The following is a 25290-nucleotide window of genomic DNA, read 5'->3' on the forward strand; positions in this document are numbered from 1 at the left end:
CACTCCCTTCAGGCTCATTCATGTCTCAGTTAAAGTCCTCCGCTGCGCTGCGGGAAACATCGCCGCGTGCATCCGCAAGGCCTGCAGAACTTGCACTCGCCATCGGCGGCTTCGGTATTGGCACCGGAGAGTTCGCGATCATGGCGCTTTTGCCCGATATCGCGCGCGATCTGAATGTCACCATACCAAGCGCCGGGCATCTTATCAGTTCCTATGCTTTGGGTGTGTTGATTGGTGCGCCTGTACTGGCCGTTCTGGGTGCAAAGCTCGATCGTCGCAAGCTGCTGTTTTTGCTGATGGGGCTTTTTGCTTTCGGCAATCTCGCCAGCGCATTCATGCATGACTATACCGGTCTTTATATAATGCGCTTTGTTGCAGGCTTTCCGCATGGCGCTTATTTTGGCGTGGCCTCGTTGGTAGCGGCATCATTGGCGGAGCCTGGCAAGCGTGCGCAGGCTGTTGGGCGTGTTATGATGGGGCTGACCATTGCCACATTGTGCGGAACGCCTTTGGCGACATGGCTGGGACAAGCTGCTGGTTGGCGCGCGATGTTTGCAGCCGTTGGCCTGATTGCCATTCTCACAATGGTGCTGGTCATGATTTATGTGCCGAAGCAGCCTGCCGATGAAGGCGCATCTCCATTGCGAGAACTGGGTGCATTTCGCCGCAAACAGGTTTGGCTGACGCTCGGTATCGGCGCTATTGGAACCGGCGGTCTGTTCTCCGTCTTTACCTATGTGGCTGCCACAGTGACGGAAGTCTCGCATATCGACGCAAAGTGGATGCCGGTTGTATTCGCCACATTCGGTCTTGGTATGGTGTTGGGCAATGTCGTTGGCTCAAAACTGACCGACCGCACTGTCATGGGAACAGTGGGAATGGTGCTGCTTTATGATATGGCCGTCATGCTGGTCTTTCCGTTTCTGATGCAACATCCAGCCACGGCGTTTTTAAATATCCTGCTTGTTGGCGGCGGGTTTGCTCTTGTTCCAGCTTTACAGACACGCTTGATGGACGTGGCCGCTGACGCACAGACGCTGGCCGCAGCGCTCAATCATTCTGCACTCAATCTCGCCAATGCAATTGGCGCATGGCTTGGCGGGTTAGCGGTGGCGTGGGGCTTTGGCTGGACATCGACGGGAACTGTTGGCGCGTTACTGGCCGTTGCAGGCCTCGGCGTGTTCGCGTTGTCGGTTGTATTGGATCGCGCAGGCCGGGCAAAGGCATTACTTGCATCTTAATGAAGTGCACAAAAAACAACACCCGTCGCAGGGGAAGCGACGGGTGTGTTTAGGGTAAGACCGGATTGGGAGGAGGAGTTCCGATCTTTATAATCACCGCGGCTAATGGGAGGAGGGATGCCCCGGCGATAATTGGAAAACTGTGAGGACCGCACGGTTTGTAGGGCGCGGTCCCTAATAGGCCATCTAGGGGCCTGTATTCGGCGCTTGCTTTCCGAAATCAGCGTCGCTTGTTATACAACCGCTTTACGCTTTTCGGAATTCGCTATCAGCGAGCAGCAGCCTTGCGTGCGACGAACGGAATTTCCGAAGGCATGATGCCGAGGTCGTTCAGTTCACGTGGGCTCAGGCGGCTCAGTTCGTTTACAGTGTTACGGTAACGGCGCCAGTTGTTGTACGAGCGGATCAGGTTCATTTCTCTCACCTAGTCAAAAAATCAAATCTCTTTGTTGCCAACAGCATATAGGTGGGTTGATCTGAAAGTTGCAGAGACAGATTTGCATAGCTGCTGTGCAATTTAGCCTGTCGATTGCACGTCTTTTGCGCAGCTTGGTCATTATGTGATCACAATCATCAGGCGCACTGACCAAATCACTCTTTTTTCGGTGGTTTGCGGCCATTTAAAAGCATGGGGCCGCGCAGAGCATTCTCGCGCATGCTCTTTGTTATCTCTGATGAAAAGCCCAGATCTTCATAATCGCAGTTTTCGGTTTTGATGCGCTCAATCGCATTGCTTGCGGTTTGTTCGTCGTCGATCTGAAACCCGCTGTCTTTGATGTCATTGAGTGTTGCAGGAAGATTTTCATTAAAGGCAAGTATTTCACTTGCGATTTGATGTTGTGCAATGATTGAAGCGCGTCCGAGATCGAATTCGGGCGATAGTTCTGTGATGCCGACCCAAAAATCACGCGGCGTTTTCAGGGTAAAATCCATCTGGTTTATTTTCCCATCTTTCACCGCATCAAAGAACTGTTTGCCGAGTTCAAAGCCCCGGCGCGTAAACTGTATGCCGGTTATATTGTGGCCCATAGCGGCTTCATGCAGATAGCCGCATTGAAAATGCTTCCATGATCGCTCTGCAAAAGAAAGGTAATCTGCCTTGGATGGTTCGTCACTATAAGCTACGGATGCACTCGATAAAGACAGAATGATTGCCAAACCAATTTTACGTCTACACAAGAGAATATTCCTTCGAATGAAATGACTGTGCAATGCGCTTGCTGCCTATTGCCATGTTTGCATGAAACTTAAAGTTATTCTTTCGGCTTATTGGGAAAGAGCTGTGCAATTTTTGTCGCAAAATCCCCGGGAATTGTCGTCTTGTGACAATAATTCTACATGACTCCAGAAACGGTTTAAGCTAAGTGACTTATGTCGTGTGGTGGAGCATTACGTTTTACGAGGATGTTCCGTCACTGTTTGTCTGCGGGAGAGAGCTGACGCAAGTTGGCCACCGAAGGGGAAATCGCCCGAAATCTCTCAGGTACCATGAACCGCAGACGGGTAAGGCAACTCTGGAAAGTCGGGGGAAACCCCGCGCCGAAGGTGTAAGTATGGCTTTCTGTACAGCCATGCGAGTCTCTCAGGCCTGAGACAGAGGGGCACGAAGCAACCGCATTTCGCGGGGGCATACGTGCGACTCTGGAGTTGTTATGGGCGATACCGCATTTTTGAATACTCTGCCTTTGCATGACCTGCATGAAGAAGCTGGCGCACGCTTTGGCGGCTTTGCTGGCTGGAACATGCCGATCACTTATCCGCTCGGCGTGATGAAGGAGCACCTTCACACCCGAGTTCATGTCGGTCTTTTTGACATCTCCCATATGAAGCTGATCGAAGTGTCCGGCCCGGAAGCGGCGGAACTTCTGGAGCAGACCTGTCCGCTTGATCCCTCCGCGCTTGGGGTAGGGCAGTCGAAATATACTTTCTTCCTCAATGAAAAAGGCGGCGTTCTTGACGATCTTATCGTCACGCGCCTTGGCGAAGATCGCTATATGGTTGTCGCCAATGCGGGCAATGCAGATGCGGACATTGAGCATCTCAATGAAGAAGCCGCTGGCAAGGACGTAAAGGTCAATCCGCTTGACCGCGTTTTCATCGCCATTCAGGGACCAGAAGCAGATAGCGTCATTAAAGATTTGGGACTTGCTGGTTCCGATCTTTCTTTCATGAACGGTTTTGAGCCAAAGGCTGGCTGGTTCATGACCCGCTCAGGCTATACCGGTGAAGACGGCTTTGAAGTTGGCCTGCCTGCCGACGAAGCGCGTGAACTGGTGAAGAAGCTTCTCGCCGATGAGCGTGTCGAGTGGATCGGCCTTGCCGCCCGTGACAGCTTGCGCCTTGAAGCCGGACTGTGCCTCCATGGTCAGGACATTACGCCGGAGACCGATCCGGTTTCGGCTGGTCTCACCTGGGCAATTTCCAAGCCAGTGCGCGAAAAGGCTGCTTTTAACGGCGCGCCAGCCGTGCTTGCGAGACTTGAGCAGGGCGTTGACGCAAAGCGCGTTGGTCTGAAGGCTGAAGGTCGCCAGCCAGTGCGCGCAGGCGTTGATCTTTTTGACGAGAGCGGCCGTCAGGTCGGCACCGTCACTTCGGGCGGTTTTGGTCCGTCCGCTGGTTTTCCGGTCGCCATGGGCTATGTCGAGCTTAGTCTCGCAAAGCCCGGCACCCGCATTTTCGCCGAAGTACGCGGGAACAAGGTTCCCGTTGACGTCTCAGCGCTTCCCTTCACACCACATCGCTATCGCAAAGGATGATATCCATGGCCAATATCCTGTTCACCGAAGATCATGAGTGGATCAGCGTCGAAGCTGGCGTTGCCACTGTCGGCATTACGATCCACGCACAGGAACAGCTCGGCGACCTCGTATTCGTTGATCTGCCGGAAGTCGGTCGCACCGTTTCCAAGGGCGAGGGCATCGTCGTTGTAGAGTCCGTCAAGGCTGCTTCGGACGTTTATGCGCCGGTCAATGGCGAAGTGGTTGAAGTTAACGACGCCGTATCGAGCGATCCAGCACTCATCAATCAGGCCGCAGAAGGCGAAGGCTGGCTGTTCAAGCTGAAGCTTTCCGATGAAGGCCAGCTTTCGGGTCTTCTCGATAAGGCCGGTTACGACAAACTCGTAGGATAATGAAATGACGCAACAGGTTCTCCCCTTTGTTGCCCGTCATATCGGGCCAAGAGTCGAAGACGAGCGCGCAATGCTTGCAGCGCTCGGCCTTCCTTCCATGGAAACGCTGATCACGCAGGCTGTTCCGGCTTCTATCCGGCTCAACCGCGCGCTTGATCTGCCAGCAGCTTTGAGCGAGCATGCAGCGCTTGCGGAACTCAGCGAAATTATGGACCGCAACGTGGTGAAGAAGAGCTTCATCGGTGCGGGCTATCATGGTGTGCTGACGCCGCCAGTTATCCAGCGCAACCTGTTTGAAAATCCGGCATGGTACACGGCCTATACGCCTTACCAGTCGGAAATAAGCCAGGGCCGTCTGGAACTGCTGTTCCATTTCCAGACGCTTGTTGCCGAGCTTTCCGGCCTGCCGGTCGCCTGTGCATCGTTGCTGGATGAAGCAACTGCCGTGGCCGAAGCTGTTGGCGTTGCCGTTCGTCATCATCGCGACAAGCGTGAGCGCGTTCTGCTTGCAGGCGATCTGCATCCGCAAACTGTTGACGTGATCAACACACGTGCGGAACCACTTGGCTGGCAGGTTGAAGCTGGAAGCACGGTTGATGACAACACCGCTGCTGTCATTGTACCTTGGCCGGATACCCGCGGCGTTTATGGCGACTTCACCGCGGTGATTGCTGAAGCCAAAGCCAAGGGTGCTCTGGTGATCGCTGTCGCTGATCCACTGGCGCTGACTATTCTGGAAGCCCCTGCAAAGTGGGGCGCGGATATGGCTGTCGGCTCCATGCAGCGCTTCGGCGTTCCAATGGGCTTTGGTGGTCCACATGCTGCATATCTTGCAGTATCCGAGCCGCTGACCCGCATCATTCCGGGCCGCATTGTCGGGCAGTCGGTTGATGCACATGGCCGTGCCGCCTATCGTCTGGCGCTTCAGACACGTGAGCAGCATATCCGTCGTGATAAGGCGACTTCCAACATCTGCACCGCACAGGCGCTGCTCGCCAATATGGCTGCATCCTTCGCCATCTGGCATGGCCCGACAGGCCTTCAGGCCATTGCAACGCGTGTTGCCGGTCTTGCGTCGCGCTTTGCCACGGGCCTCAAGGCTGCTGGCGTCGAAATCGCAGGCGACAGCCTATTCGACACTGTCACGATTAAGGTTACGGGCAAAGCCGCAAGCATTGCAGACGAAGCCGACAAGGGTGGTCGTTTGATCCGTATCGTCGATGCGGATACGGTTGGTGTGACCTTTGATGAAACCTCGACCGAAGACGATCTTGCAGCACTTGCCGTTCTGTTTGGTGCAAAGCCAGTCGGCAATGACGATCTGCTCGTGCCATCCAAGGGACGTGGCGAAGGCTTCCTGACTCAGGATGTGTTCCATTCGCATCGTTCCGAAACAGAGATGATGCGCTTCCTGCGTCGTCTGGCTGACAAGGATCTGGCGCTTGATCGTGCGATGATCCCGCTTGGCTCCTGCACGATGAAGCTCAATGCGGCAGCAGAAATGATGCCGGTGAGCTGGAACACGGTTGCCAATCTGCATCCATTTGCTCCAGCCGCGCAGACCACCGGCTATGCCAAGATGACGTCTGATGTTGAAGCATGGCTTTGCGAAATCACCGGCTTTGCGGGTGTTTCGCTGCAGCCAAATGCCGGTAGTCAGGGCGAATATGCGGGTCTTCTCGCAATCCGTCACTATCACCAGTCACGCGGCGAAGGTCATCGTAACATCTGCCTTATTCCATCCTCGGCACATGGCACCAATCCTGCCAGTGCATCGATGGCAGGCATGAGCGTTGTCGTCGTGAATTGCCGTCCTGACGGCGATATCGACATTGATGATCTGAAAGCCAAGGCTGAGAAGCACCGCGACAATCTTGCGGCGTTCATGATTACCTATCCGTCGACCTATGGCGTGTTCGAAGAAGGCATCAAGGCTTTCTGCGAAATCGTCCATGACAATGGTGGTCAGGTCTATTTCGACGGCGCAAACCTCAATGCGCTCGTTGGCCTTGCTCGCCCTTGCGATATTGGCGCTGACGTCTGCCATATGAACCTCCACAAGACCTTCTGCATTCCGCATGGCGGCGGCGGTCCGGGTGTTGGTCCGATTGGTGTGGCCAAGCATCTGGTGCCTTATCTGCCGGGTCATGTTGATCTCGGTTCCAAGCATGCAGTCTCGGCTGCACCTTTTGGTAGTGCATCCATTCTGGTCATTACGTGGATGTATATCCGCATGATGGGCGGCGCGGGTCTCAAGAAGGCAACCGAGGCTGCAATCCTCAATGCCAACTACATCGCGCATCGTCTGAAGGACGCTTACCCGATCCTTTACACCGGCGCGCATGATCGCGTGGCGCATGAGTGCATCGTGGATACGCGCGTGCTCAAAGACAACGCAGGCGTAACCGTTGAAGACGTGGCCAAGCGCCTGATCGACTACGGTTTCCATGCACCGACCATGTCGTGGCCGGTTGCCGGAACGCTGATGATCGAACCGACTGAGTCCGAGCCGAAGTCGGAAATTGATCGTCTTTGTGATGCTATGATTGCCATTGCAGGCGAGGCGAAGAAGGTTGCCGACGGCATCTGGCCAAAGGATGACAATCCGCTTGCCAACGCGCCGCATACGGCAGGTGATACGCTGGCAACAGAATGGACGCATCCTTACACCCGTGAGGACGCTGTGTTTCCAGCACGTGCCTTAAGCGGAGATTTTGACACGACGGCAAAATACTGGCCGCCGGTCAGCCGCGTCGACAATGTCGGTGGTGACAGAAATCTCATCTGCTCTTGCCCGCCAGTTGCATCTTACGGCTGATACAGCTCATCGGTCGTATTTTAACGCTTTGTAAAGCGACAGGTCGGAGCGGTACTCTATCGCTCCGACAGAAATAAAATTACCGGGTCCGGATGCCGCTTTTGTTTGTCGGCGAAAGAATTGGGAACGTCTTTTTGCAGCGGGAATGATGATGAGAACCATGTTCTTGGACAGTCATTTCCGTCAGAAAACTGCCATTGTTTTTGAAAGCGCTGCGGTAACGTAGCGCTTTTTATTTTGGTTCTAACTTACTGAAATTTAGGCAAAAAAAGAGCCGGACTAAAAAGTCCGGCTAAGTTATGAAGGTGCCATAAAGGCAAACCTCCAGAGGGGAACACTTACCGCGCGCAATGGGAGGAGGCGCAAGCGGTAAGCACCTGTCATATGGATCAGTTGAAGCTATTCTTCAACCCCTGAAACGCGAAATTTTTGACCATTTCGGAAAATTCTGAAACTTTTCGGAGTTTTGACAATTTCAGGCAGTTGATTGGTCAATGTTTGAGCTCGTTATGCAGGCTCACGGTGCTCCAAATCGAAACAATCTCCTGTTGTATTGCCCAGGCAACTGCGACTCGTGAATCAAGCCCCTAAGTTTTGCGGGTGTATTCGCGTGGCCTCATGTCTAGAGTATAGTCGGGAAATTGATCGGCATCGCTGCGAACGGGAGAGTTCATGGATTTGCGGCTGCTTCTACTTATGGTTATCGCCGGGATAGGGCTTGGCGTACTGGCAATTCATTTTTTGGGTGGGGGAACAAAGCGCAGCATTCTTGCTGACGACGAAACGGTCAAAGAGCGTTTCCATCTTGATTATCCCGAAATCGAGATGGGTGAAATTTGTTACACCGAAGATCGCGGCACAGCATTTTTTCCGCTGGCAGGACTTGGAACGGGGCTGGTGCATAGCGTTGGGGATCGGTTTTTGACGCGCTGTCTGGTTGCGTCCGATGTTCTCGCACTTGTGGAGAACGGCAATACCGAACTCATACTGCATATGAAAGATTTCACCTGGCCCAAGGTCAAACTGGTCTTTACCGATGCGATAGATCGGAAGAAGGTGAAAGACTGGCTGTCGGTTCCATCTCACGAGGGGAAGCTGCATGAATAGCAATCCGGTATTCTTAGATGTGACGCGCCTCGCAATTCCACTTTATGTATTGGGAATTTTGATCGAGCTGGTTGCGATCCGCTACTGGAAACGGAGGGGAGAGTTCGAAACACGCGACGCTCTGACCAGCCTGTTGATGGGGGCGGGGAATGTTGCAGCAGGTCTGCTGCTCGGTTTTGTCTCCGTCGTTGCGCTATTGTGGGTGTGGCAGTTCCGGTTCTTCGACCTGGGCCTGCATTGGTGGGTTTTCGTTGTCGCCTTCATTTTCGATGATCTGCGTTACTACTGCTACCATCGCATAGCGCATCGCGTGCGTTGGGTTTGGGCCGAGCACGTCAACCATCATTCAAGCCAGCATTATAATCTAACAACCGCTTTGCGGCAGTCGTGGACCGGGCAGATGACCGGCATGTTTGTGCTGCAAGTGCCGCTGGTTTTGCTCGGGTTTCATCCTGCGGTGATCGCCTTTGTTTACGGCTTTAATCTGATTTACCAATTCTGGATTCATACCGAAGCCATCGACAAATTGCCCCGGCCGATTGAGTATATCTTCAATACGCCGTCGCATCATCGCGTGCATCATGCAACGAACCCGCGCTATCTGGATGCCAATTATGCAGGCACCCTCATCATCTGGGATCGAATGTTCGGCACCTTTGTGGAAGAATTGCCGGAAGATATGCCTCGTTACGGCATTGTGAAGAACGTCGGAACGTTCAATCCCGTGCGCGTAGCGTTCCATGAATGGTTCGGTATGTTGAAGGACGTGTTCTCGCCGGGCCTGACCTTGCGCCAACGTCTTCTATATATGGTCGCGCCACCCGGCTGGAGTCACGACGGAAGCCGTAAAACATCGGAAGATTTGAAGGCTGACTATGTGAGGCTTAACCCGTCGGAAGCGGGCAAAGCGGGATTGCCCGGAAATATTAAACGGTAATTCGGTAGAGTTTCGGACGGTAGCCGAGGCTTGATAGCCGCCATTCAATACGCGAAAAGGCTTCAGTATGAAGCCTTTTCAAAGGCTTACTATACCTCAAAAGAACTTGCAGTCTCATCAGGGGTAGCTAACTTACATCGCTGTAAGTTTCTGAAATAGTTAGAATAATTCTAAAACATTCCCATGGTAGTCAACTTCATTTGGCTTGCAGTGGTGCGCGCGTAGATATAGAAAGATGACAAATAGACGAAGGCTTGTGCCGGTTGTGAAGAGTGTCAATCAAGGGGCGGATTGATCACTCTGCCTTTTGGATGAACTCGAATGCTCGTACCATTTCTCATCATGTTCCGCGAAGGCGTGGAAGCTGCGCTAATCGTTGGCATTATCGCGAGCTATCTGCACCAGACCGGACGCAGCGCCTGGATGCCGGTTGTTTGGATTGGTGTGCTGCTGGCCCTGGCGATGTCGCTGGCAGTTGGCGCAATCCTCCAGCTTGTAAGCGCAGAATTCCCGCAAAAGGCGCAGGAGCTTTTCGAGGCCATTATCGGGCTCATAGCCGTTTTCGTGCTGACGTCCATGGTTTTCTGGATGCGTAAGGCGGCTCGTTCCATCAAAGCGGAACTGCATCATTCCATTGATGCGGCATTTGAAACGCCCACGCATAAGGGCTTCGGCCTGATCCTGATGGTGTTCTTTGCTGTGGCCCGTGAGGGGCTTGAGTCGGTCTTCTTCCTGCTCGCCGCATTCCAGCAGAGCGAAGGTGGCGCGGCACCGCTTGGCGCATTGCTCGGTGTTCTGCTTGCCGCTTTGGTTGGTTACGGTATCTATCGTGGTGGCCTGAAACTCAATCTGCGCCGCTTCTTCCGCTGGACCGGTGTTTTCATACTGATTATCGCAGCGGGCATTCTCGCAAATTCGGTGATGGCGCTGCATGAGGCTGGTATCTGGAACCACTTCCAGACGGTCGTGTTCGACACGAGCGAAATCCTGCCGCTCGACAGCACGCTTGGCTCGGTTCTGGCTGGTATTTTCGGCTATATCGCAACGCCGACGATCAGCGAAGTGGTTGCCTATCTCGGCTTCCTCGTGCCTGCGCTCATTATTTTCCTGATGCCGTCTTCCGCACCTGCGCAGAGCGCAGCCGCGAAGCACACAGTTTAATCGAAGAGATTTTCCATGACCAAGCCGCAAAGCCCAAAACCTGTTGCACCATTCTCCCGCAACCTCGTGCGAGCGGTTCTGGTACTGGCCATTCTGCTGGTGCTGGCGGCAGGTGCTGCTTTCTATTACGCCTCGCGCGTTTCAGATAAATCGCGCCATGCAGATGGTGATGGCAAAGTGCAGATCGTGGTCAACGCGAAAAGCTGCGATCCAAATGAACTGACGGTTCCGGCTGGGCGCACGGTTTTTGAAATCGTCAACAAGTCCGACCGCTCGGTTGAATGGGAAATTCTCGACGGCGTGATGGTTCTCGAAGAGCGCGAGAATATCGCACCGGGCTTCAAGCAGACACTTTCCGCCAAGCTTTCGCCGGGCGAATACCAGATTACTTGCGGCCTTCTTTCCAATCCGCGCGGAAAGCTGATTGTGACACCATCGGCAAGCAGCGAAGCCGAAAAGGGTAAGATGCCGCTGACCGCTTTCCTTGGTGCGTTGGCTGAATATCAGATTTATCTGGCTACCGAAGTCGCTGAGTTCCAGAAGGCTGTTGCAACGCTTTCGGATGCCGTTTCAAGCGGCAATATCGAAGCCGCACAGGCTGCTTATGCACCGGCGCGCGAAGCCTATGCCCGTATTGCTCCCGTTTCAGAAGCTTTCTCTGATCTTGATACAGCGATCAATGCGCGCGCCGATTTCTTTGAAAAACGTGAGCAGGACCCTGCATTTGGTGGCCTGCATCGCATTGAATATGGGCTGTTTGAACAGAAGTCGCTGGACGGCTTGCAGCCCGTCGCCACAAAGCTTGTTCAGGACGCGGCTGGTCTGAAAGATCGTATCCGCGCGTTGCGTATTTCGCCTGACCGGATGCTGGCAGGCACATCGTCAGCGCTCAACCGCTTTGCGTCTACCGCTGCTGACGCAGGTGACGATCGCTACGCACACACAGATTTGCAGGTATTTGCAGGCCTTGTTGAAGGCTCCGCAAAGACGGCGGACGTATTGCGTCCGATCGTCGTCAAAGTCGATCCCAAGGCATTTGAAGGGATTGATGCTCAGGTGTCTGCCGTGAAGGCGCTGCTAAGTGCTCAGAATGGCAAGGCATACAACACGCTTTCTACTGACGAGAAGGCGAAGATCAAGGACGGCGCGACTGCTCTCGCCGACCAGTTTTCAAAACTCCGCGATCAACTTGGAGTGGATTAATGACCAAGAAATTTTTCAAAGACGATAGTTCTGAAACAGACAATCCAACGTCGCCAACGCGCCGCGCCCTTTTGCTCGGTGCCGGTGCTACAGGTGTCGCGAGCGTGCTTGCATCGCAGGCGGCTAACGCACGCGCCTCTAACAACGCGCTTTCATCGGAAAGCGTGACCAATGCACCTGAAAGCGACAAGCTGCAGGAGAGCCAGCCATTTTATGGCGTGCATCAGCCCGGCATTGTGACACCACGCCCTGCAACTGGTCTCGTGGCCTCTTTCGATGTTCTGGCGCGTGATCGCGCGGGTCTCGAACGCATGTTCAGACTTTTGACAGAGCGCGCAGCTTTTCTCATGGAGGGTGGCGAGCCACCGGCGCTTGATCCAAAGTTTCCGCCATCCGATTCCGGCATTCTCGGGCCGACCGTTACCCCTGATAACCTGACGATCACCGTGGGTCTGGGCAGCTCGCTTTTTGATGATCGTTTTGGGCTCAAGCCGTTCAAGCCAAAACAGTTGCAACGCATGACGGGGTTCCCCAATGACGCGTTGCAAAAGGATTTGTGTCATGGCGATCTGGTAATTCAGTTTTGCTCCAACACTGCAGACACGAATATCCATGCGCTGCGCGATATCATGAAGAACATGCCTGATCTTCTGATGGTGCGCTGGAAACAAGAAGGCTCAGTGCCGGTTCAGCCGCCTCATTCGCCCAAAGCGAAGGAAAGCGCGCGCAATTTCCTCGGTTTCCGCGATGGCTCTGCCAATCCTGATGCTGCCGACAAGGGATTGATGGATCGAGTTGTCTGGATTCAGCCGGGCAAAGATGAGCCGGAATGGGCTTCTCACGGCAATTATATGGTCGTGCGTCTCATCCGTAATTTCGTCGAGCGCTGGGATCGCACACCGCTGCAGGAACAGCAGACGATTTTTGGTCGCCATAAGGATAGTGGCGCGCCATTCGACGGTAAAACCGAAGCTGACGTTCCGGACTATTCGAAGGACCCGGAAGGCAAGGTTACGCCGATGGATTCACATATTCGGTTGGCCAATCCACGCGATGCCAATGCCGAGCAGCATCTGATTTTGCGGCGTCCATTCAACTATTCCAACGGGGTCACGAAGTCCGGCCAGCTCGATATGGGGCTGCTGTTCATCGCTTATCAGGCCGATTTGGAAAAGGGCTTTATCACCGTTCAGAAGCGCCTCGATGGCGAACCTCTGGAAGAGTATATCAAGCCCGTCGGCGGCGGTTATTTCTTCACGCTACCCGGCGTGAAAAATCAGGATGACTTTTACGCAAGTGTTCTTTTGCAGGCGAGTGGGCCGCAGAACGCGCGTGGGTGAAGGTCTTATCACCACGGAGAGGTAAACATGAAATATCGTCTGCCACTGCTCGCGTCGGCTTGTGTCGTCGCTCTGTCCCTCAGCTTCGGTGCTGCAAAGGCCGAAGTCTCCCCACTCGATCTGGTTCAGCCGATTGCTGATTACAAGATCTACGTTCAGGACAATCTTGATATTCTCGTGAAAGACACAAAGGCTTTCACCGATGCGATCAAGGCTGGCGATCTGGCGAAGGCGAAAGAACTTTATCCATCCTCGCGTGTTTCTTACGAAAAGATCGAACCGATAGCAGAGCTTTTTGCAGACCTCGACGCCTCCATCGATAGCCGCGCAGATGACCATGAAGATGCAGAAAAGTCTGACGACTTTACTGGCTTCCATCGTCTCGAATATGGCCTATTCTCGCAGAACTCGACTGAAGGTCTCGATAAATATGCCGATAAGCTCTATTCGGATGTTGTCGAGCTGCAGAAGCGCATCAAGGACATGACCTTCCCACCTGAAAAGGTTGTTGGTGGTGCAGCAGCCCTTATGGAAGAAGTCGCAGCAACCAAGATTTCGGGCGAAGAAGATCGCTACAGCCACACGGATATCTGGGATTTCCAGGCTAACGTTGATGGTTCGCAGAAAATCGTTGAACTTTTCCGTCCGCTGATCGAGAAGGAAAATCCTGAGCTTCTCAATAAGTCGGATGCCAACTTCAAAACCGTCAACGACATTCTTGTGAAATACAAGAAGGGTGATGGCTATGAATTATACGATAAGTTGACCGAGGACGATCGTAAGGTCATGGCAGGCGCTATTACGACGCTTGCAGAAGATCTTTCGACGCTGCGCGGTACGCTCGGCCTGAATTAAGGCGCTTAAACAGTATGTAAAATGGCGGGCTTTGCCCGCCATTTTCATTTGTAATGAACGATACTTATAAAGAGATATTGCCCGCCGCGAGATCAGGCCATAGGCTGGGTTGTCTGGATTCATCGAGGAGGATTATGGTTATGACCAAGCTGTCGCGAGCAACGCTCAAGAGCTTCAACAAAGTTCACAAGCCTGGTTATGATCCGGCAGACCTTGTACCCGGGATAGTTCATTTTGGCGTGGGTAATTTCCATCGCGCGCATCAGGCCGTTTATCTCGATGATCTGTTTGGTCTGGGGCTCGATCACGATTGGGCTTTGGTCGGCGCTGGCGTGCGGGCCAGCGACGATGCAATGCGCGATACGCTTAAAGCCCAGGACTGGTTGACGACTGTTGTTGATCAGGAAGCGGAACACTCGGAAGCGCGAATTACCGCTTCCATGGTTGATTATGTGACTATTTCGACGGAGGAGGGGCGTAAAGCCCTGATGGATTATCTCACGTCGCCCGATATTCGCATTGTTTCTATGACGATCACTGAGGGCGGTTATTATATTGACCCGGCTAGTCAGCACTTTGATGCGGCTCATCCTGATATTGTCGCTGACGGAGCATATCCTGATAAACCGAAGACCGTCTTTGGTCTCATGGTGCAGGCGCTGAAACAGCGCCGCGCGGCAGAAGTTGAACCCTTTACGGTGATGTCCTGTGACAATATCCCGGGCAATGGTCACGTGACGGAAGATGCGGTTGTCGGGCTCGCAAAACTCAGCGATCCAGACTTCGCAGACTGGATTTCAGCGAATGTCGCATTCCCAAACTCCATGGTGGATCGCATCACACCTGCAACAGGTGTACGTGAACGCGAAATCGCTTTGAATGAGTTCGAAGTGGAAGACGGCTGGCCAGTTTTCTGCGAAGGTTTCAAGCAGTGGGTTGTTGAAGACAATTTCCCAACCGGGCGTCCAAGGCTACATAAGGTCGGTGTTACCTTTTCCGATCAGGTTGATGCCTATGAGCTGATGAAAATTCGCATCCTCAATGGCGGCCATGCGGCAATTGCTTATCCGGGTGGACTTCTCGACATTCACTTCGTTCATGAAGCGATGGAAAACCCGTTGATCCGGAAATATCTGGAAAAGCTCACCAAGGAAGAAATCATCCCAGAAGTGCCGCCAGTGCCGAATACTGTTCTGGAAGACTACCGTCTGCTCATCGACAAGCGCTTTGCCAATCCGAAGATCGGTGACACGATCCGTCGTCTGTGCCTCGACGGCTCGAACCGCCAGCCGAAATTCATTCTGCCGACTGTTACGGACCGTCTGGCCAAAGGCCACTCGGTCGCTGGGCTTGCTTTGGTGTCTGCTCTCTGGTGCCGTTACTGCTACGGAACGACAGATAGTGGTGCGGTTATCGAGCCGAATGATCCGTCATGGGATCGTCTGGTGAAGCATGCGGTACTTGCCAAGGATGAACCGTCACGTTGGCTCGAAATGACCGATATTTTCGGTTCACTCGCTTCCAATCAGGCTTATGTTGCCGCGTTCTCTGCAGCGCTTAAGCGCATCTGGCATGATGGAACAGCCAAAACGCTTGAGCGTTACCTGGCAGACGAAGCGCTATAATGCCATATTGGTAAGGGAGGACGACACGCCGTCCTCCCTTAATGCTTTTAAGATTTATTTTGAAGTTCTGCGCAATATTCGAGAATGTCACCGGGCTGACAATCCAGATAAGTACAAATAGCTTCTAGTGTACTGAAGCGAATTGCCTTCACTTTTCCCGATTTCAACAGAGACAGATTGGCTTCGGTAATTCCTATTGCCTTCGCCAATTCGTTGGAACGTACTTTGCGTTTTGCCAGCATTACATCCAGCCGAACCACGATTGCCATGGGTTTAAACCGTTAACGCAAGTTCGTCATTGATGAGCCTCGCTTCGTCCATCGCTTTGGCAATCGCCAGAATAATAAGTCCGAGACAGACTGATCCGAACGTAGATGAGCTAATACCTAACGTAATCACGCGTTGCCCCTCAGGATTATTGTAGGTTAGGGCAACGGCAAATAGCGGGGAGGTTAACAGATCAATTCCTGCATATATAATGAAACTGAATCCTGTGTCCCGCAAAGCGGCGATGTTTTCGCGCGAAAACAGAATTCCCCGCGCATAGAGTGAAAAAAGTTGCCTTAGACGAAAAAGTGCAAAAATGATCGGTGATATGGCAAGCAGAGAAATCAGGAAACCAAAAATACGTTGGCCAGAAGTGATCTCCGATATGTGCCAGTTTGTACCGTTCACAAACGCGAGCAGAGCGCTAAGGTCCGCCGTCATCCAAAATGTGAACAGCAGCAGCGGAAGGATAGGAACCAAAGCCGCGCATAACCAATATAGACGCTGACCCGTAGTGCTAAGTGGGGATTTATTCATTTTGTATGACCTTGATTGCTTAATTAACAGCTTCATATTATACAGAAAATAATTATTGTAAAACGATAATTACAGCACGCCCGGATAAACCCTTACCGGGCGGTTGTCTTTCACCGACTCCATCACCACAAAGGTGGAGGTGCTTGCCACATTCGGCAGGCTCGAAATCTTTTCGCCCAGCACCTCGCGGTAACGTCGGATGTTGGGCGTTCGCACTTTCAAGAGATAGTCGAAGGAACTCGCGATCATGTGGCATTCTTCGACTTCGCGTATCTTGCGCACAGCGACGTTGAACGCTGTGAGTGCAGTCTCACGTGTGTCCGATAGTTTTACAGTCGTAAAAGCGATATGATCGAGGCCGAGTTTTTCCGGATTTATGGCCGCGCGAAAGCCTAAAATATAGCCCTCATCGACCAGCCGTTTGACGCGCGCCTGACACGGTGTCTTGGAAAGACCGACTTTTTTTGACAACTGGGTCATAGCGATGCGACCATCGTCGCTCAGCACTTCAAGAATGCGGCGATCGAACTGATCCAGATCGTCTACAGAGTCTATCTTTCGCATTCAAACTGCCTCTAGAAGTCACTTTAATAAGATCGAATTGTCTTTATATGGATCAAATGAAGGCAGAATGCAATTTGCGCTGATGATAGTGTGCCCCCACATAAAGGCACAGTTGAACTGGGCCTGAGCCTGTTTTCGCGAGCATTGCACCATGACTGATAAGATATCCGCTCCCACTCCTGTTTTCCAGAATTTCGCGCCGCCGATCCGCGAGGAGACGTCCCTGCGCAAGGCAATCACCGATGCCTACCGTCGGCCTGAAGCAGAATGCGTAACCGCGCTGGTTCAGCAGGCAACCTTGCCTGAAGAAACGGTAAAGCAGGTTCGCGCGACAGCTCGTAAGCTGATCGAAGCGCTGCGCGCCAAGCATAAAGGCACAGGCGTCGAAGGTCTGGTGCATGAATATTCACTGTCGAGCCAGGAAGGCGTGGCGCTGATGTGCCTGGCCGAAGCTCTGCTGCGTATTCCGGATATGGCAACGCGCGATGCGCTGATCCGTGACAAGATTTCGAACGGCGATTGGAAGTCGCATGTCGGCGGTGGTCGCTCGCTGTTCGTTAATGCCGCGACCTGGGGCCTTGTTGTCACCGGCAAGCTGACGAACACCGTTAATGACAGCGGCCTGTCGGCAGCACTCACGCGCCTCATTGCTCGTTGCGGTGAGCCGGTTATCCGTCGTGGCGTGGATATGGCCATGCGCATGATGGGCGAGCAGTTCGTCACTGGCGAAACCATTGATGAAGCACTCAAGCGTGCAAAGTCGCTTGAAGAACGCGGCTTCCGCTATTCCTATGATATGCTGGGTGAAGCAGCCACCACGGCGGCTGATGCAGAACGCTATTACAAGGATTATGAGGTTGCGATCCACGCGATTGGTCGCGCGTCGGCCGGTCGCGGCATCTATGATGGCCCGGGTATTTCAATCAAGCTTTCGGCACTGCACCCGCGTTATGTTCGCGCGCAGAGCGAGCGCGTCATGGACGAGCTTCTGCCAAAAGTGAAAGCGCTCGCAGCTCTTTCCAAGAAGTACAATATCGGCCTCAATATCGATGCTGAAGAAGCAGATCGTCTGGAGCTCTCGCTCGACCTTCTGCAGAGCCTTTGTGAAGACCCAGATCTCGCTGATTGGGAAGGCATCGGCTTTGTGGTCCAAGCTTATGGCAAGCGCTGCCCGTTTGTACTTGATTTTATTATTGATCTTGCGCGTCGCACCAATCGTCGCGTCATGGTTCGTCTGGTCAAGGGCGCCTATTGGGATGCGGAAATCAAGCGCGCGCAGGTAGACGGCCTTGAAGATTTCCCGGTCTATACCCGCAAGGTTCATACCGACGTTTCCTACATTGCTTGCGCCCGTAAGCTGCTTGGCGCGCGGGATGTAATCTTCCCGCAGTTTGCAACACACAATGCGCAGACGCTCGCCACGATCTACCATCTGGCAGGTCCAGACTTCAAAACCGGCTCTTATGAATTCCAGTGCCTGCACGGCATGGGTGAGCCTCTTTATGATGAAGTGGTTGGTGCATCAAAGCTTGGTCGTCCGGCACGTATTTATGCTCCAGTTGGTACGCACGAAACGCTGCTTGCTTATCTGGTGCGTCGTCTGCTTGAAAACGGTGCCAACTCGTCCTTCGTCAATCGCATTGGCGATAAGAGCGTGTCGGTTGATGAACTGATTGCCGATCCTGCAGAAGTCGTTCGTTCGATGGCTGTGGTTGGCGCGCGCCACGACCAGATCAATCTGCCTGAAGGCCTTTACGGTATTCGCAAAAACTCGGCAGGTTTCGATCTTTCCAACGAAGAGCAGCTGGCCGCACTGAGCGAAATACTTAAAACCAATGCCTCGCGTGCCTGGACTGCCGAGCCGCAGGTTGCGGGTGCCAAGGTCAAGGGTGAAACACGTCCGGTTCTTAACCCCGGCGACCATTCCGATGTGGTTGGCAAAGTCACGGAAATCGCAGTAGCCGATGTTGCAACGGCAATGAAGGCGGCCGAAAAAGCAACCGCAAGCTGGTCTAAAGTTTCGCCGGCTGACCGTGCAGCTTGCCTCGATCGCGCGAGCGACATCATGCAGCGCGAAATGCCGGAGTTGCTTGGCCTCATCATGCGTGAAGCTGGCAAGTCCATGCCAAATGCGATTGCAGAAGTGCGCGAAGCTATCGACTTCCTGCGTTACTATGCAGAACAGACCCGCCGCACACTGGGCGTTGCTCACAAGCCGCTCGGTCCCATTGTTTGCATCAGCCCGTGGAACTTCCCGCTGGCAATCTTTACCGGACAGATTGCAGCCGCTCTTGTTGCGGGCAATCCTGTTCTGGCAAAGCCTGCCGAAGAAACCCCACTCATTGCAGCGCAGGGCGTTCGCATTCTGCACGAAGCTGGCATTCCTGTTGATGCATTGCAGCTTCTGCCTGGCGATGGCCGTATCGGTGCAGCACTTGTTGCAGCGCAGGAAACCTGTGGCGTGATGTTCACCGGCTCGACCGAAGTTGCACGCCTCATTCAGGCGCAGCTTGCTTCGCGTCTGCTGCCAAATGGCAAGCCGATCCCGTTGATCGCTGAAACAGGCGGCCAGAACGCAATGATCGTGGATTCTTCTGCGCTTGCAGAGCAGGTCGTGTTCGACGTGATTGGCTCGGCTTTCGACAGCGCCGGTCAGCGTTGCTCGGCGCTGCGTGTGCTTTGTCTGCAGGAAGATGTTGCCGACCGCATTTTGACGATGCTCAAGGGTGCGCTTAAGGAGCTTTCCATTGGCCGTACCGACCAGCTCAAAGTTGATATCGGTGCAGTTATCACACAAGAAGCCAAGGACATTATCGAAACGCACGTTCAGGCGATGCGCGATATGGGTCGCAAGGTGGAGCAGCTTCCGCTTGGATCGGGAACCGATAAGGGCACTTTCGTAGCGCCAACAATCGTTGAGATTGATAGCCTCCGTGATCTGAAACGCGAGGTGTTTGGCCCGGTTCTGCACGTGGTGCGGTACAAGCGTGATGACATGGATCGCCTGATTGATGACATCAACGCAACCGGTTATGGTCTGACCTTTGGTCTGCATACACGCCTTGATGAAACCATCGCTCATGTTGCCGACCGCATCCGGGTTGGTAACATCTATATCAATCGCAATGTTATTGGTGCGATTGTTGGCGTCCAACCTTTCGGTGGTCGTGGTCTGTCCGGCACGGGCCCGAAGGCTGGTGGTCCGCTCTATCTCGGTCGCCTTGTCGAAACAGCGCCAATCCCGCCGCGTATGGCTTCGGTTCACACCGATGCTGCGCTTAATGATTTCGCAAAATGGCTCGGCAATCGCGGCATGAACGAACTGGCGCATGCAGCACGCGAAACTGGCAGTGTTTCAGCACTTGGTCTGAATATTGAGCTTCCGGGTCCGGTTGGCGAACGCAACCTCTATGCGCTGCATGCGCGTGGTCGCATTCTGCTGGCCCCACAGACAGAAACAGGCCTTTATCGCCAGCTGACGGCAGTGCTCGCCACGGGCAATACGGCTGTGATCGACGAAGCGTCAGGTCTGCGCAGCGTGCTCAAGGATCTGCCTGCAAGTGCTGCTTCGCGTGTCGTATGGACAAAGGACTGGCAGGCGGATGCGCCTTTCGCCGGTGCGCTTGTTGAAGGAGAGGGCGAGCGCCTGATTGAAATCAACAAGAAGCTGGCCGCGCTTCCTGGCCCGCTCGTGCTGACACAGGCTGCAACCTCGGCGCAGCTTGCTGAGAGCGCTGATTGCTATTGCCTGAGCTGGTTGCTCGAAGAGGTTTCGACTTCCATCAACACAACAGCCGCGGGCGGCAATGCCAGCCTCATGGCCATCGGCTGATAAGCCTTTATAACACTTCGAAAGAGGCGACCTTCGGGTCGCCTTTTTTGTTTGCATATCATTGCAAGGCTGTGCAGAAACAGAATTATTAGATTGTTTCCAGAGTTTTCAGAATGAAATTTACAAAAGCAGATTGACACATAAGCCTAAAAGGCAAAGACTGTGCACAGGCTTGCAAAAAGCCACAGCGTGGAGGCGCTGATCATAGGGAGGAATAATGATGCGTTGGGCACTTATGGCCGCGGCGTTTGCCGCTGGCGTTTCATCATTTGCGGTTTCTGCACAGGCTTCAGGCAATCTCAATCTTATCTGTTCGGCAGACGTCGTGATCTGCGAGCAAATGAAGAATAATTTCGAGAAAGAAACGGATATCAAAGTCAATATGGTGCGCCTGTCTTCCGGCGAAACCTATGCGAAAGTGCGCGCTGAAGCGCGTAATCCAAAGACTGATATCTGGTGGGCCGGCACTGGCGATCCGCATTTGCAGGCCGCATCCGAAGGGCTGACGCTCGAATATAAGTCACCAATGCTTGACCAGTTGCAGGATTGGGCAAAAAAGCAGGCAGAAAGCTCTGAATTCCGCACTGTCGGCGTTTATGCTGGTGCGCTAGGCTGGGGCTACAACACCGACATTTTCAAGAAAAAGAACCTGAAGGAACCGGCCTGCTGGGCTGATTTGCTTGATCCGTCCTATAAGGGCGAAATCCAGATGGCCAACCCGAATTCATCCGGCACAGCCTATACGGCTCTTGCAACGCTCATACAATTGATGGGTGAGGAAAAGGCGTTTGAATATCTGGCAAAACTGAACGCCAACGTCTCGCAATATACCAAGTCCGGCTCTGCGCCCGTAAAGTCGGCAGCGCGTGGCGAAAACGGCATTGGTATTGTCTTCATGCATGATGCAGTTGCGATGACTGCCGAAGGCTTCCCGATCAAATCCATCGCGCCTTGCGAAGGGACGGGATACGAAATCGGCTCCATGTCAATCATCAAAGGTGCCCGCAATCTCGAGAATGCCAAGAAATGGTATGACTGGGCGCTAACAGCAGAAGTGCAGTCTAAGATGAAGGATGCAAAATCCTTCCAGCTTCCATCCAACAAGAACGCCGAAGTGCCGAAAGAGTCACCGCGCTTTGAGGATATCAAGCTGATCGACTACGACTTCAAGACCTATGGCGAACCGACCAAGCGCAAGGAAATCCTTGAACGCTGGGACAAGGAAATTGGTGCCAAGGCCAATTAAAACTTAACCGCATCCGCGGTTGCAATCCACTTTCGTGACGAACCCTCCCGCCTTCATCAGGCGGGAGACGGATAATTGCGTCCACTTTGCAGGCCATGAGCAAAAAATGAGCAGAAAAGCGGATAGAATATGAAACAACACAATCGACGGCTTGATGTGGTTCTGGCGCTGGCTTTGATAGCGTTTCTTATCTTGCCCTGGTACCGCATCGAGCAAGGCTTCTTCCGTTTCAGCTGGCTTGACGGGTTTTTCAGTCAAGCCGAAAACGCGCCGGGCATTTTGCAAATATTCGCTTACGGTCGACCTTGGCTCGCTGTAGTCGCGGTGCTTATGCTCATATGTGGGTTTGCACGTTTTGCGATGTCCCCGGAAAAACGCACCTCTGTTCTGATCGGTGCGAGCCTTTTGGGTGCTGGATTCCTCGCGCTGCAGGGGCTGGCAATCGGCTTTGCCGGCTGGAACTGGGCCTTAAGCGAAACATTCTTCGGGCAGCTTGCAGACGGGCAACCAGCGTTCGGTGCGGGTGCTGTTCTGACAGGTCTATGCTTTCTTTTGATTTTTTCGTTCGCTCTTGCTGAACGTGGGGTGATGAAAGGCGATGCTTTTGTTGTCTCTTCCATCACGTTGCTGGTAGCCCTTGTCAGCGTCTTTGTATTCTATCCGATCATCAGCATGTTTGCAGGTTCGGTTCAGGACTTTGATGGCTCTTTTAATCCCGATGGTTTCATCGGCAACATTCAGGATTCCTCGATCTGGAGCCTTGCCTGTGTGATTGGCGAAGGGCGCTGCGGCGTTGCATGGCGCACGCTGTGGCTGGCACTGATGACCGCCACAGGTTCAACAGTGCTTGGGCTTTCGTTTGCGCTTGTTGCAACGCGTACGGGTTTTCCGTTTAAGAAGGGCCTGCGTATTCTCACGGTGCTGCCGATCATCACGCCACCATTTGTCATTGGTCTAGCGCTCACATTGCTGTTCGGTCGCGCTGGTGTGGTAACTGAACAGATTTCCTACTTCTTTGGCGTTGAACCGGGCCGCTGGCTTTATGGCCTTACGGGTATCTGGATCGCACAGGTGCTTTCGTTCACGCCCATTACCTTTCTGGTTTTGATCGGCGTTGTTGAGGGCGTTTCTCCTTCAATGGAAGAAGCATCGCAAACTCTGCGTGCTGATCGCTGGCGAACGTTTAATCGTGTGTCGCTGCCGCTTATGGCGCCGGGTCTTGCCAATGCATTCCTGATTGCTTTTATCGAAAGCATGGCGGATTTCGGTAACCCGATGGTGCTGGGTGGCAGTCATGGTGTGCTTTCGACCGAGATATTCTTTGCCGTTGTAGGCGCGCAAAACGATCCGTCGCGCGCTGCGGTTCTCGCGATCGTTCTGCTCTGCTTCACGCTGTCCGCGTTTCTTATCCAGCGTTTGTGGCTATCGGGCAAGAACTTTGCGACCGTCACCGGCAAGGGTGATTCCGGCATACATGCCGCGCTGCCAAATGGACTCAAGATCGGCGTCTATGCTCTTGTTATTCCATGGATGATCTTCACGGTCGTTGTTTACTTGATGATCCTTATTGGTGGCTTTGTGCGTACATGGGGCCTCGATAATTCACTGACCTTTGATCATTATCGTCGTGCTTTCTCGGTTGCGTGGACCGATAGCGGCTTTGCCTGGACAGGCGTTGCATGGAACTCCTTCTGGACCACGATGGAGATATCGCTTATCTCCGCACCGCTCACCGCGGCGGTTGGGCTGCTCACTGCTTATCTGATCGTGCGGCAGCGGTTTTTTGGGCGCAGTGTGTTTGAGTTCGCACTGATGTTGAGCTTCGCCATCCCCGGAACGGTCATTGGTGTCAGTTACATCATGGCTTTCAATCTGCCGCCCCTTGAAATGACGGGCACAGCACTGATCCTGATTGCCTGTTTCGTGTTCCGCAATATGCCCGTTGGCGTGCGCGGTGGGATTGCTGCGATGAGCCAGCTGGACAAGAGCCTTGATGAAGCTTCGCTTACCCTGCGGGCAGGTAGTTTCCGCACCATCCGCAAGGTGATCCTGCCGCTTCTGCGACCTGCGATCACAGCAGCGCTCGTCTATTCCTTCGTGCGTGCCATCACATCGATCAGCGCCGTGATCTTCCTTGTTTCGGCGGAATACAACATGGCGACCTCTTACATCGTAGGCCTTGTCGAAAATGGCGAGTTCGGTGTGGCGATCGCCTATTCTTCGGCACTCATCCTCGTCATGGTGGTTGTGATCGTCACCTTCCAGCTTCTTGTCGGCGAACGCAGGCTGCGGCGCGAAAATCGCGTCGCAACGCTCACGCCGATCAAAACCGTTCAACAGGAGAAAGCCGTATGACCACGATTCGTCCCGGCTCCGTTACCTTTCAAAACGTGACGAAGAAGTTCGGTAATTTCACCGCTCTGCCTGATCTTTCGCTCACCGTTGAACCCGGCACATTGGTTACGTTGCTCGGCCCATCCGGTTGCGGGAAGACCACGACCCTGCGTCTGCTGGCGGGCCTTGAACATCCAACCTCAGGCCGCATTCTGATCGGCGACAAGGATGTGACAATGCTTCCCGCCAACGAGCGCGATGTATCGATGGTGTTTCAATCCTATGCGCTGTTTCCGCATATGAGTTCGCTCGATAACGTTGCTTATGGGCTTGAATCTTCTGGATTAAAGAAGAAGGAAGCGCGTGAGCGGGCGGAGGAAGGGCTGAAGCTTGTTGGCCTTGCCGGTATGGGACATCGCCTTCCGGCGGAGCTCTCCGGCGGGCAGCAGCAGCGGGTTGCAGTTGCGCGTGCTCTTGTGCTGGAGCCGCAGGTGCTGCTGCTTGATGAACCGCTTTCCAATCTCGATGCGCGGCTGCGTCGTCGCGTGAGGACCGAAATCAGAGAACTACAGCAAAGGCTTGGTTTTACAGCAGTTTATGTCACCCACGATCAGGACGAAGCTTTGGCTGTGTCCGATACAATTATTGTCATGAAAGACGGCGATATAGCGCAGCAAGGCAGCCCGCGCGATCTATATGAGTCTCCCGCCTCTGCCTTCATTGCAGACTTCATGGGTGAGGCCAATGTCGTGCCCTGTGAAGTCGTTAGCGCAGAAAATGGAGAAGCTGTCATTCGTATTGGGAAGCTCAGTCATCGCCTTGCATCATCACATGCAAGGCTAGGACCAGCACAGCTGGCCGTTCGCCCAAATGCGGTGAGCCTGCAAGCAAAAGCTGGTGGAGATTTTCCGGGCCGCGTGGCCCATTCCGCCTATCTCGGTGATCATATCGAATATGAAATCGAGACTGAACACGGCAAGCTTTTCATTGTCGATCCGGCTGTTGAAGAAGCGCTTCCGCCACAAACGGATGTTGCTATCCATTTCAAGCCACGCGGCCTTGCCATCATCAACAATTGAGCGCATGAACCATG

20 protein-coding genes and 1 riboswitch are annotated in these 25290 nt (G+C 53.5%); of the genes, 15 read left to right on the forward strand and 5 right to left on the reverse strand.

The window, feature by feature from the left end; all coding sequences use genetic code 11:
• The first annotated feature begins 20 nt into the window (after window positions 1-20).
• Window positions 21-1241 (forward strand): MFS transporter, encoded by a 1221-nt coding sequence (locus tag QBD00_RS08340; RefSeq protein ID WP_095444269.1) that lies wholly within the window; start codon window positions 21-23, stop codon window positions 1239-1241.
• 268 nt (window positions 1242-1509) lie between these two features.
• Here QBD00_RS08340 and QBD00_RS08345 read toward each other — a convergent pair whose 3' ends face one another.
• A complete protein-coding gene (locus QBD00_RS08345; protein WP_084486680.1) occupies window positions 1510-1656 on the reverse strand; it encodes a DUF1127 domain-containing protein in 147 nt (48 codons plus the stop codon).
• Window positions 1657-1832: 176 nt separating this feature from the next.
• Window positions 1833-2399: a hypothetical protein gene (locus QBD00_RS08350; RefSeq protein ID WP_191907260.1), complete on the reverse strand. Its 567-nt coding sequence runs from the start codon at window positions 2397-2399 to the stop codon at window positions 1833-1835.
• Between the two features lie 258 nt (window positions 2400-2657).
• A riboswitch (glycine riboswitch) is annotated at window positions 2658-2747 on the forward strand.
• Between the two features lie 146 nt (window positions 2748-2893).
• Here QBD00_RS08350 and gcvT point away from each other — a divergent pair.
• The 10 genes from gcvT (at window position 2894) to QBD00_RS08400 (ending at window position 15417) form a co-directional block, all read left to right on the forward strand.
• Entirely contained in the window at window positions 2894-3997 is a 1104-nt protein-coding gene (gene gcvT, locus QBD00_RS08355) for a glycine cleavage system aminomethyltransferase GcvT (protein ID WP_151092050.1), read from the forward strand.
• Between the two features lie 5 nt (window positions 3998-4002).
• Window positions 4003-4371 carry a glycine cleavage system protein GcvH gene (gcvH, locus tag QBD00_RS08360; protein ID WP_151092052.1) on the forward strand — a complete coding sequence of 123 codons (369 nt, stop codon included), beginning with the start codon at window positions 4003-4005 and terminating at the stop codon, window positions 4369-4371.
• 4 nt (window positions 4372-4375) lie between these two features.
• On the forward strand, window positions 4376-7189 hold the full coding sequence (gene gcvP, locus QBD00_RS08365) for an aminomethyl-transferring glycine dehydrogenase (protein ID WP_318579175.1): 2814 nt from the start codon (window positions 4376-4378) through the stop codon (window positions 7187-7189).
• Window positions 7190-7861: 672 nt separating this feature from the next.
• The gene (locus QBD00_RS08370; protein WP_151092056.1) at window positions 7862-8296 is read left to right on the forward strand and encodes a hypothetical protein; all 435 of its coding nucleotides are present in this window, start codon (window positions 7862-7864) and stop codon (window positions 8294-8296) included.
• The gene (locus QBD00_RS08375) at window positions 8289-9233 is read left to right on the forward strand and encodes a sterol desaturase family protein (RefSeq protein WP_318579176.1); all 945 of its coding nucleotides are present in this window, start codon (window positions 8289-8291) and stop codon (window positions 9231-9233) included. Before QBD00_RS08370 ends, QBD00_RS08375 begins: the two co-directional genes overlap by 8 nt.
• A gap of 321 nt (window positions 9234-9554) precedes the next feature.
• On the forward strand, window positions 9555-10394 hold the full coding sequence (gene efeU, locus QBD00_RS08380) for an iron uptake transporter permease EfeU (RefSeq protein ID WP_064321829.1): 840 nt from the start codon (window positions 9555-9557) through the stop codon (window positions 10392-10394).
• 15 nt (window positions 10395-10409) lie between these two features.
• Window positions 10410-11597 (forward strand): iron uptake system protein EfeO, encoded by a 1188-nt coding sequence (gene efeO / locus QBD00_RS08385; RefSeq protein ID WP_318579177.1) that lies wholly within the window; start codon window positions 10410-10412, stop codon window positions 11595-11597.
• Window positions 11597-12937, forward strand: coding sequence for an iron uptake transporter deferrochelatase/peroxidase subunit (gene efeB, locus QBD00_RS08390; protein WP_318579178.1), 1341 nt, complete (start codon window positions 11597-11599; stop codon window positions 12935-12937). Before efeO (QBD00_RS08385) ends, efeB begins: the two co-directional genes overlap by 1 nt.
• Window positions 12938-12964: 27 nt before the next feature.
• Entirely contained in the window at window positions 12965-13792 is an 828-nt protein-coding gene (efeO, locus tag QBD00_RS08395) for an iron uptake system protein EfeO (protein WP_318579179.1), read from the forward strand.
• Window positions 13793-13932: 140 nt separating this feature from the next.
• Window positions 13933-15417, forward strand: a complete 1485-nt coding sequence (locus QBD00_RS08400) for a mannitol dehydrogenase family protein (RefSeq protein ID WP_318579180.1) — start codon at window positions 13933-13935, stop codon at window positions 15415-15417.
• A gap of 47 nt (window positions 15418-15464) precedes the next feature.
• On the opposite strand, the gene QBD00_RS08405 is transcribed toward QBD00_RS08400, so the two are convergent.
• The 3 genes from QBD00_RS08405 to QBD00_RS08415 all read right to left on the reverse strand — a co-directional run bounded on the left by QBD00_RS08405 (window position 15465) and on the right by QBD00_RS08415 (window position 16785).
• Window positions 15465-15686 (reverse strand): helix-turn-helix transcriptional regulator, encoded by a 222-nt coding sequence (locus QBD00_RS08405; protein WP_318579181.1) that lies wholly within the window; start codon window positions 15684-15686, stop codon window positions 15465-15467.
• 4 nt (window positions 15687-15690) lie between these two features.
• Entirely contained in the window at window positions 15691-16221 is a 531-nt protein-coding gene (locus QBD00_RS08410) for a DUF2975 domain-containing protein (RefSeq protein ID WP_264230727.1), read from the reverse strand.
• Between the two features lie 69 nt (window positions 16222-16290).
• Complete coding sequence (locus QBD00_RS08415; protein WP_318579182.1) at window positions 16291-16785, reverse strand: Lrp/AsnC family transcriptional regulator; 495 nt, start codon at window positions 16783-16785, stop codon at window positions 16291-16293.
• 151 nt (window positions 16786-16936) lie between these two features.
• Here QBD00_RS08415 and putA point away from each other — a divergent pair, with 151 nt between their 5' ends.
• The 4 genes from putA (at window position 16937) to QBD00_RS08435 (ending at window position 25276) form a co-directional block, all read left to right on the forward strand.
• Window positions 16937-20617 carry a trifunctional transcriptional regulator/proline dehydrogenase/L-glutamate gamma-semialdehyde dehydrogenase gene (putA, locus tag QBD00_RS08420; protein WP_318579183.1) on the forward strand — a complete coding sequence of 1227 codons (3681 nt, stop codon included), beginning with the start codon at window positions 16937-16939 and terminating at the stop codon, window positions 20615-20617.
• 220 nt (window positions 20618-20837) lie between these two features.
• Window positions 20838-21863 carry an ABC transporter substrate-binding protein gene (locus QBD00_RS08425; RefSeq protein WP_095445648.1) on the forward strand — a complete coding sequence of 342 codons (1026 nt, stop codon included), beginning with the start codon at window positions 20838-20840 and terminating at the stop codon, window positions 21861-21863.
• Window positions 21864-21992: 129 nt separating this feature from the next.
• Window positions 21993-24218 (forward strand): iron ABC transporter permease, encoded by a 2226-nt coding sequence (locus QBD00_RS08430; protein ID WP_318579184.1) that lies wholly within the window; start codon window positions 21993-21995, stop codon window positions 24216-24218.
• A complete protein-coding gene (locus QBD00_RS08435) occupies window positions 24215-25276 on the forward strand; it encodes an ABC transporter ATP-binding protein (protein ID WP_264230729.1) in 1062 nt (353 codons plus the stop codon). Before QBD00_RS08430 ends, QBD00_RS08435 begins: the two co-directional genes overlap by 4 nt.
• Window positions 25277-25290: the final 14 nt, after the last annotated feature.

The sequence above is a fragment of the Ochrobactrum sp. AN78 genome (genome assembly GCF_029909885.1).
Lineage (GTDB): Bacteria > Pseudomonadota > Alphaproteobacteria > Rhizobiales > Rhizobiaceae > Brucella > Brucella quorumnocens.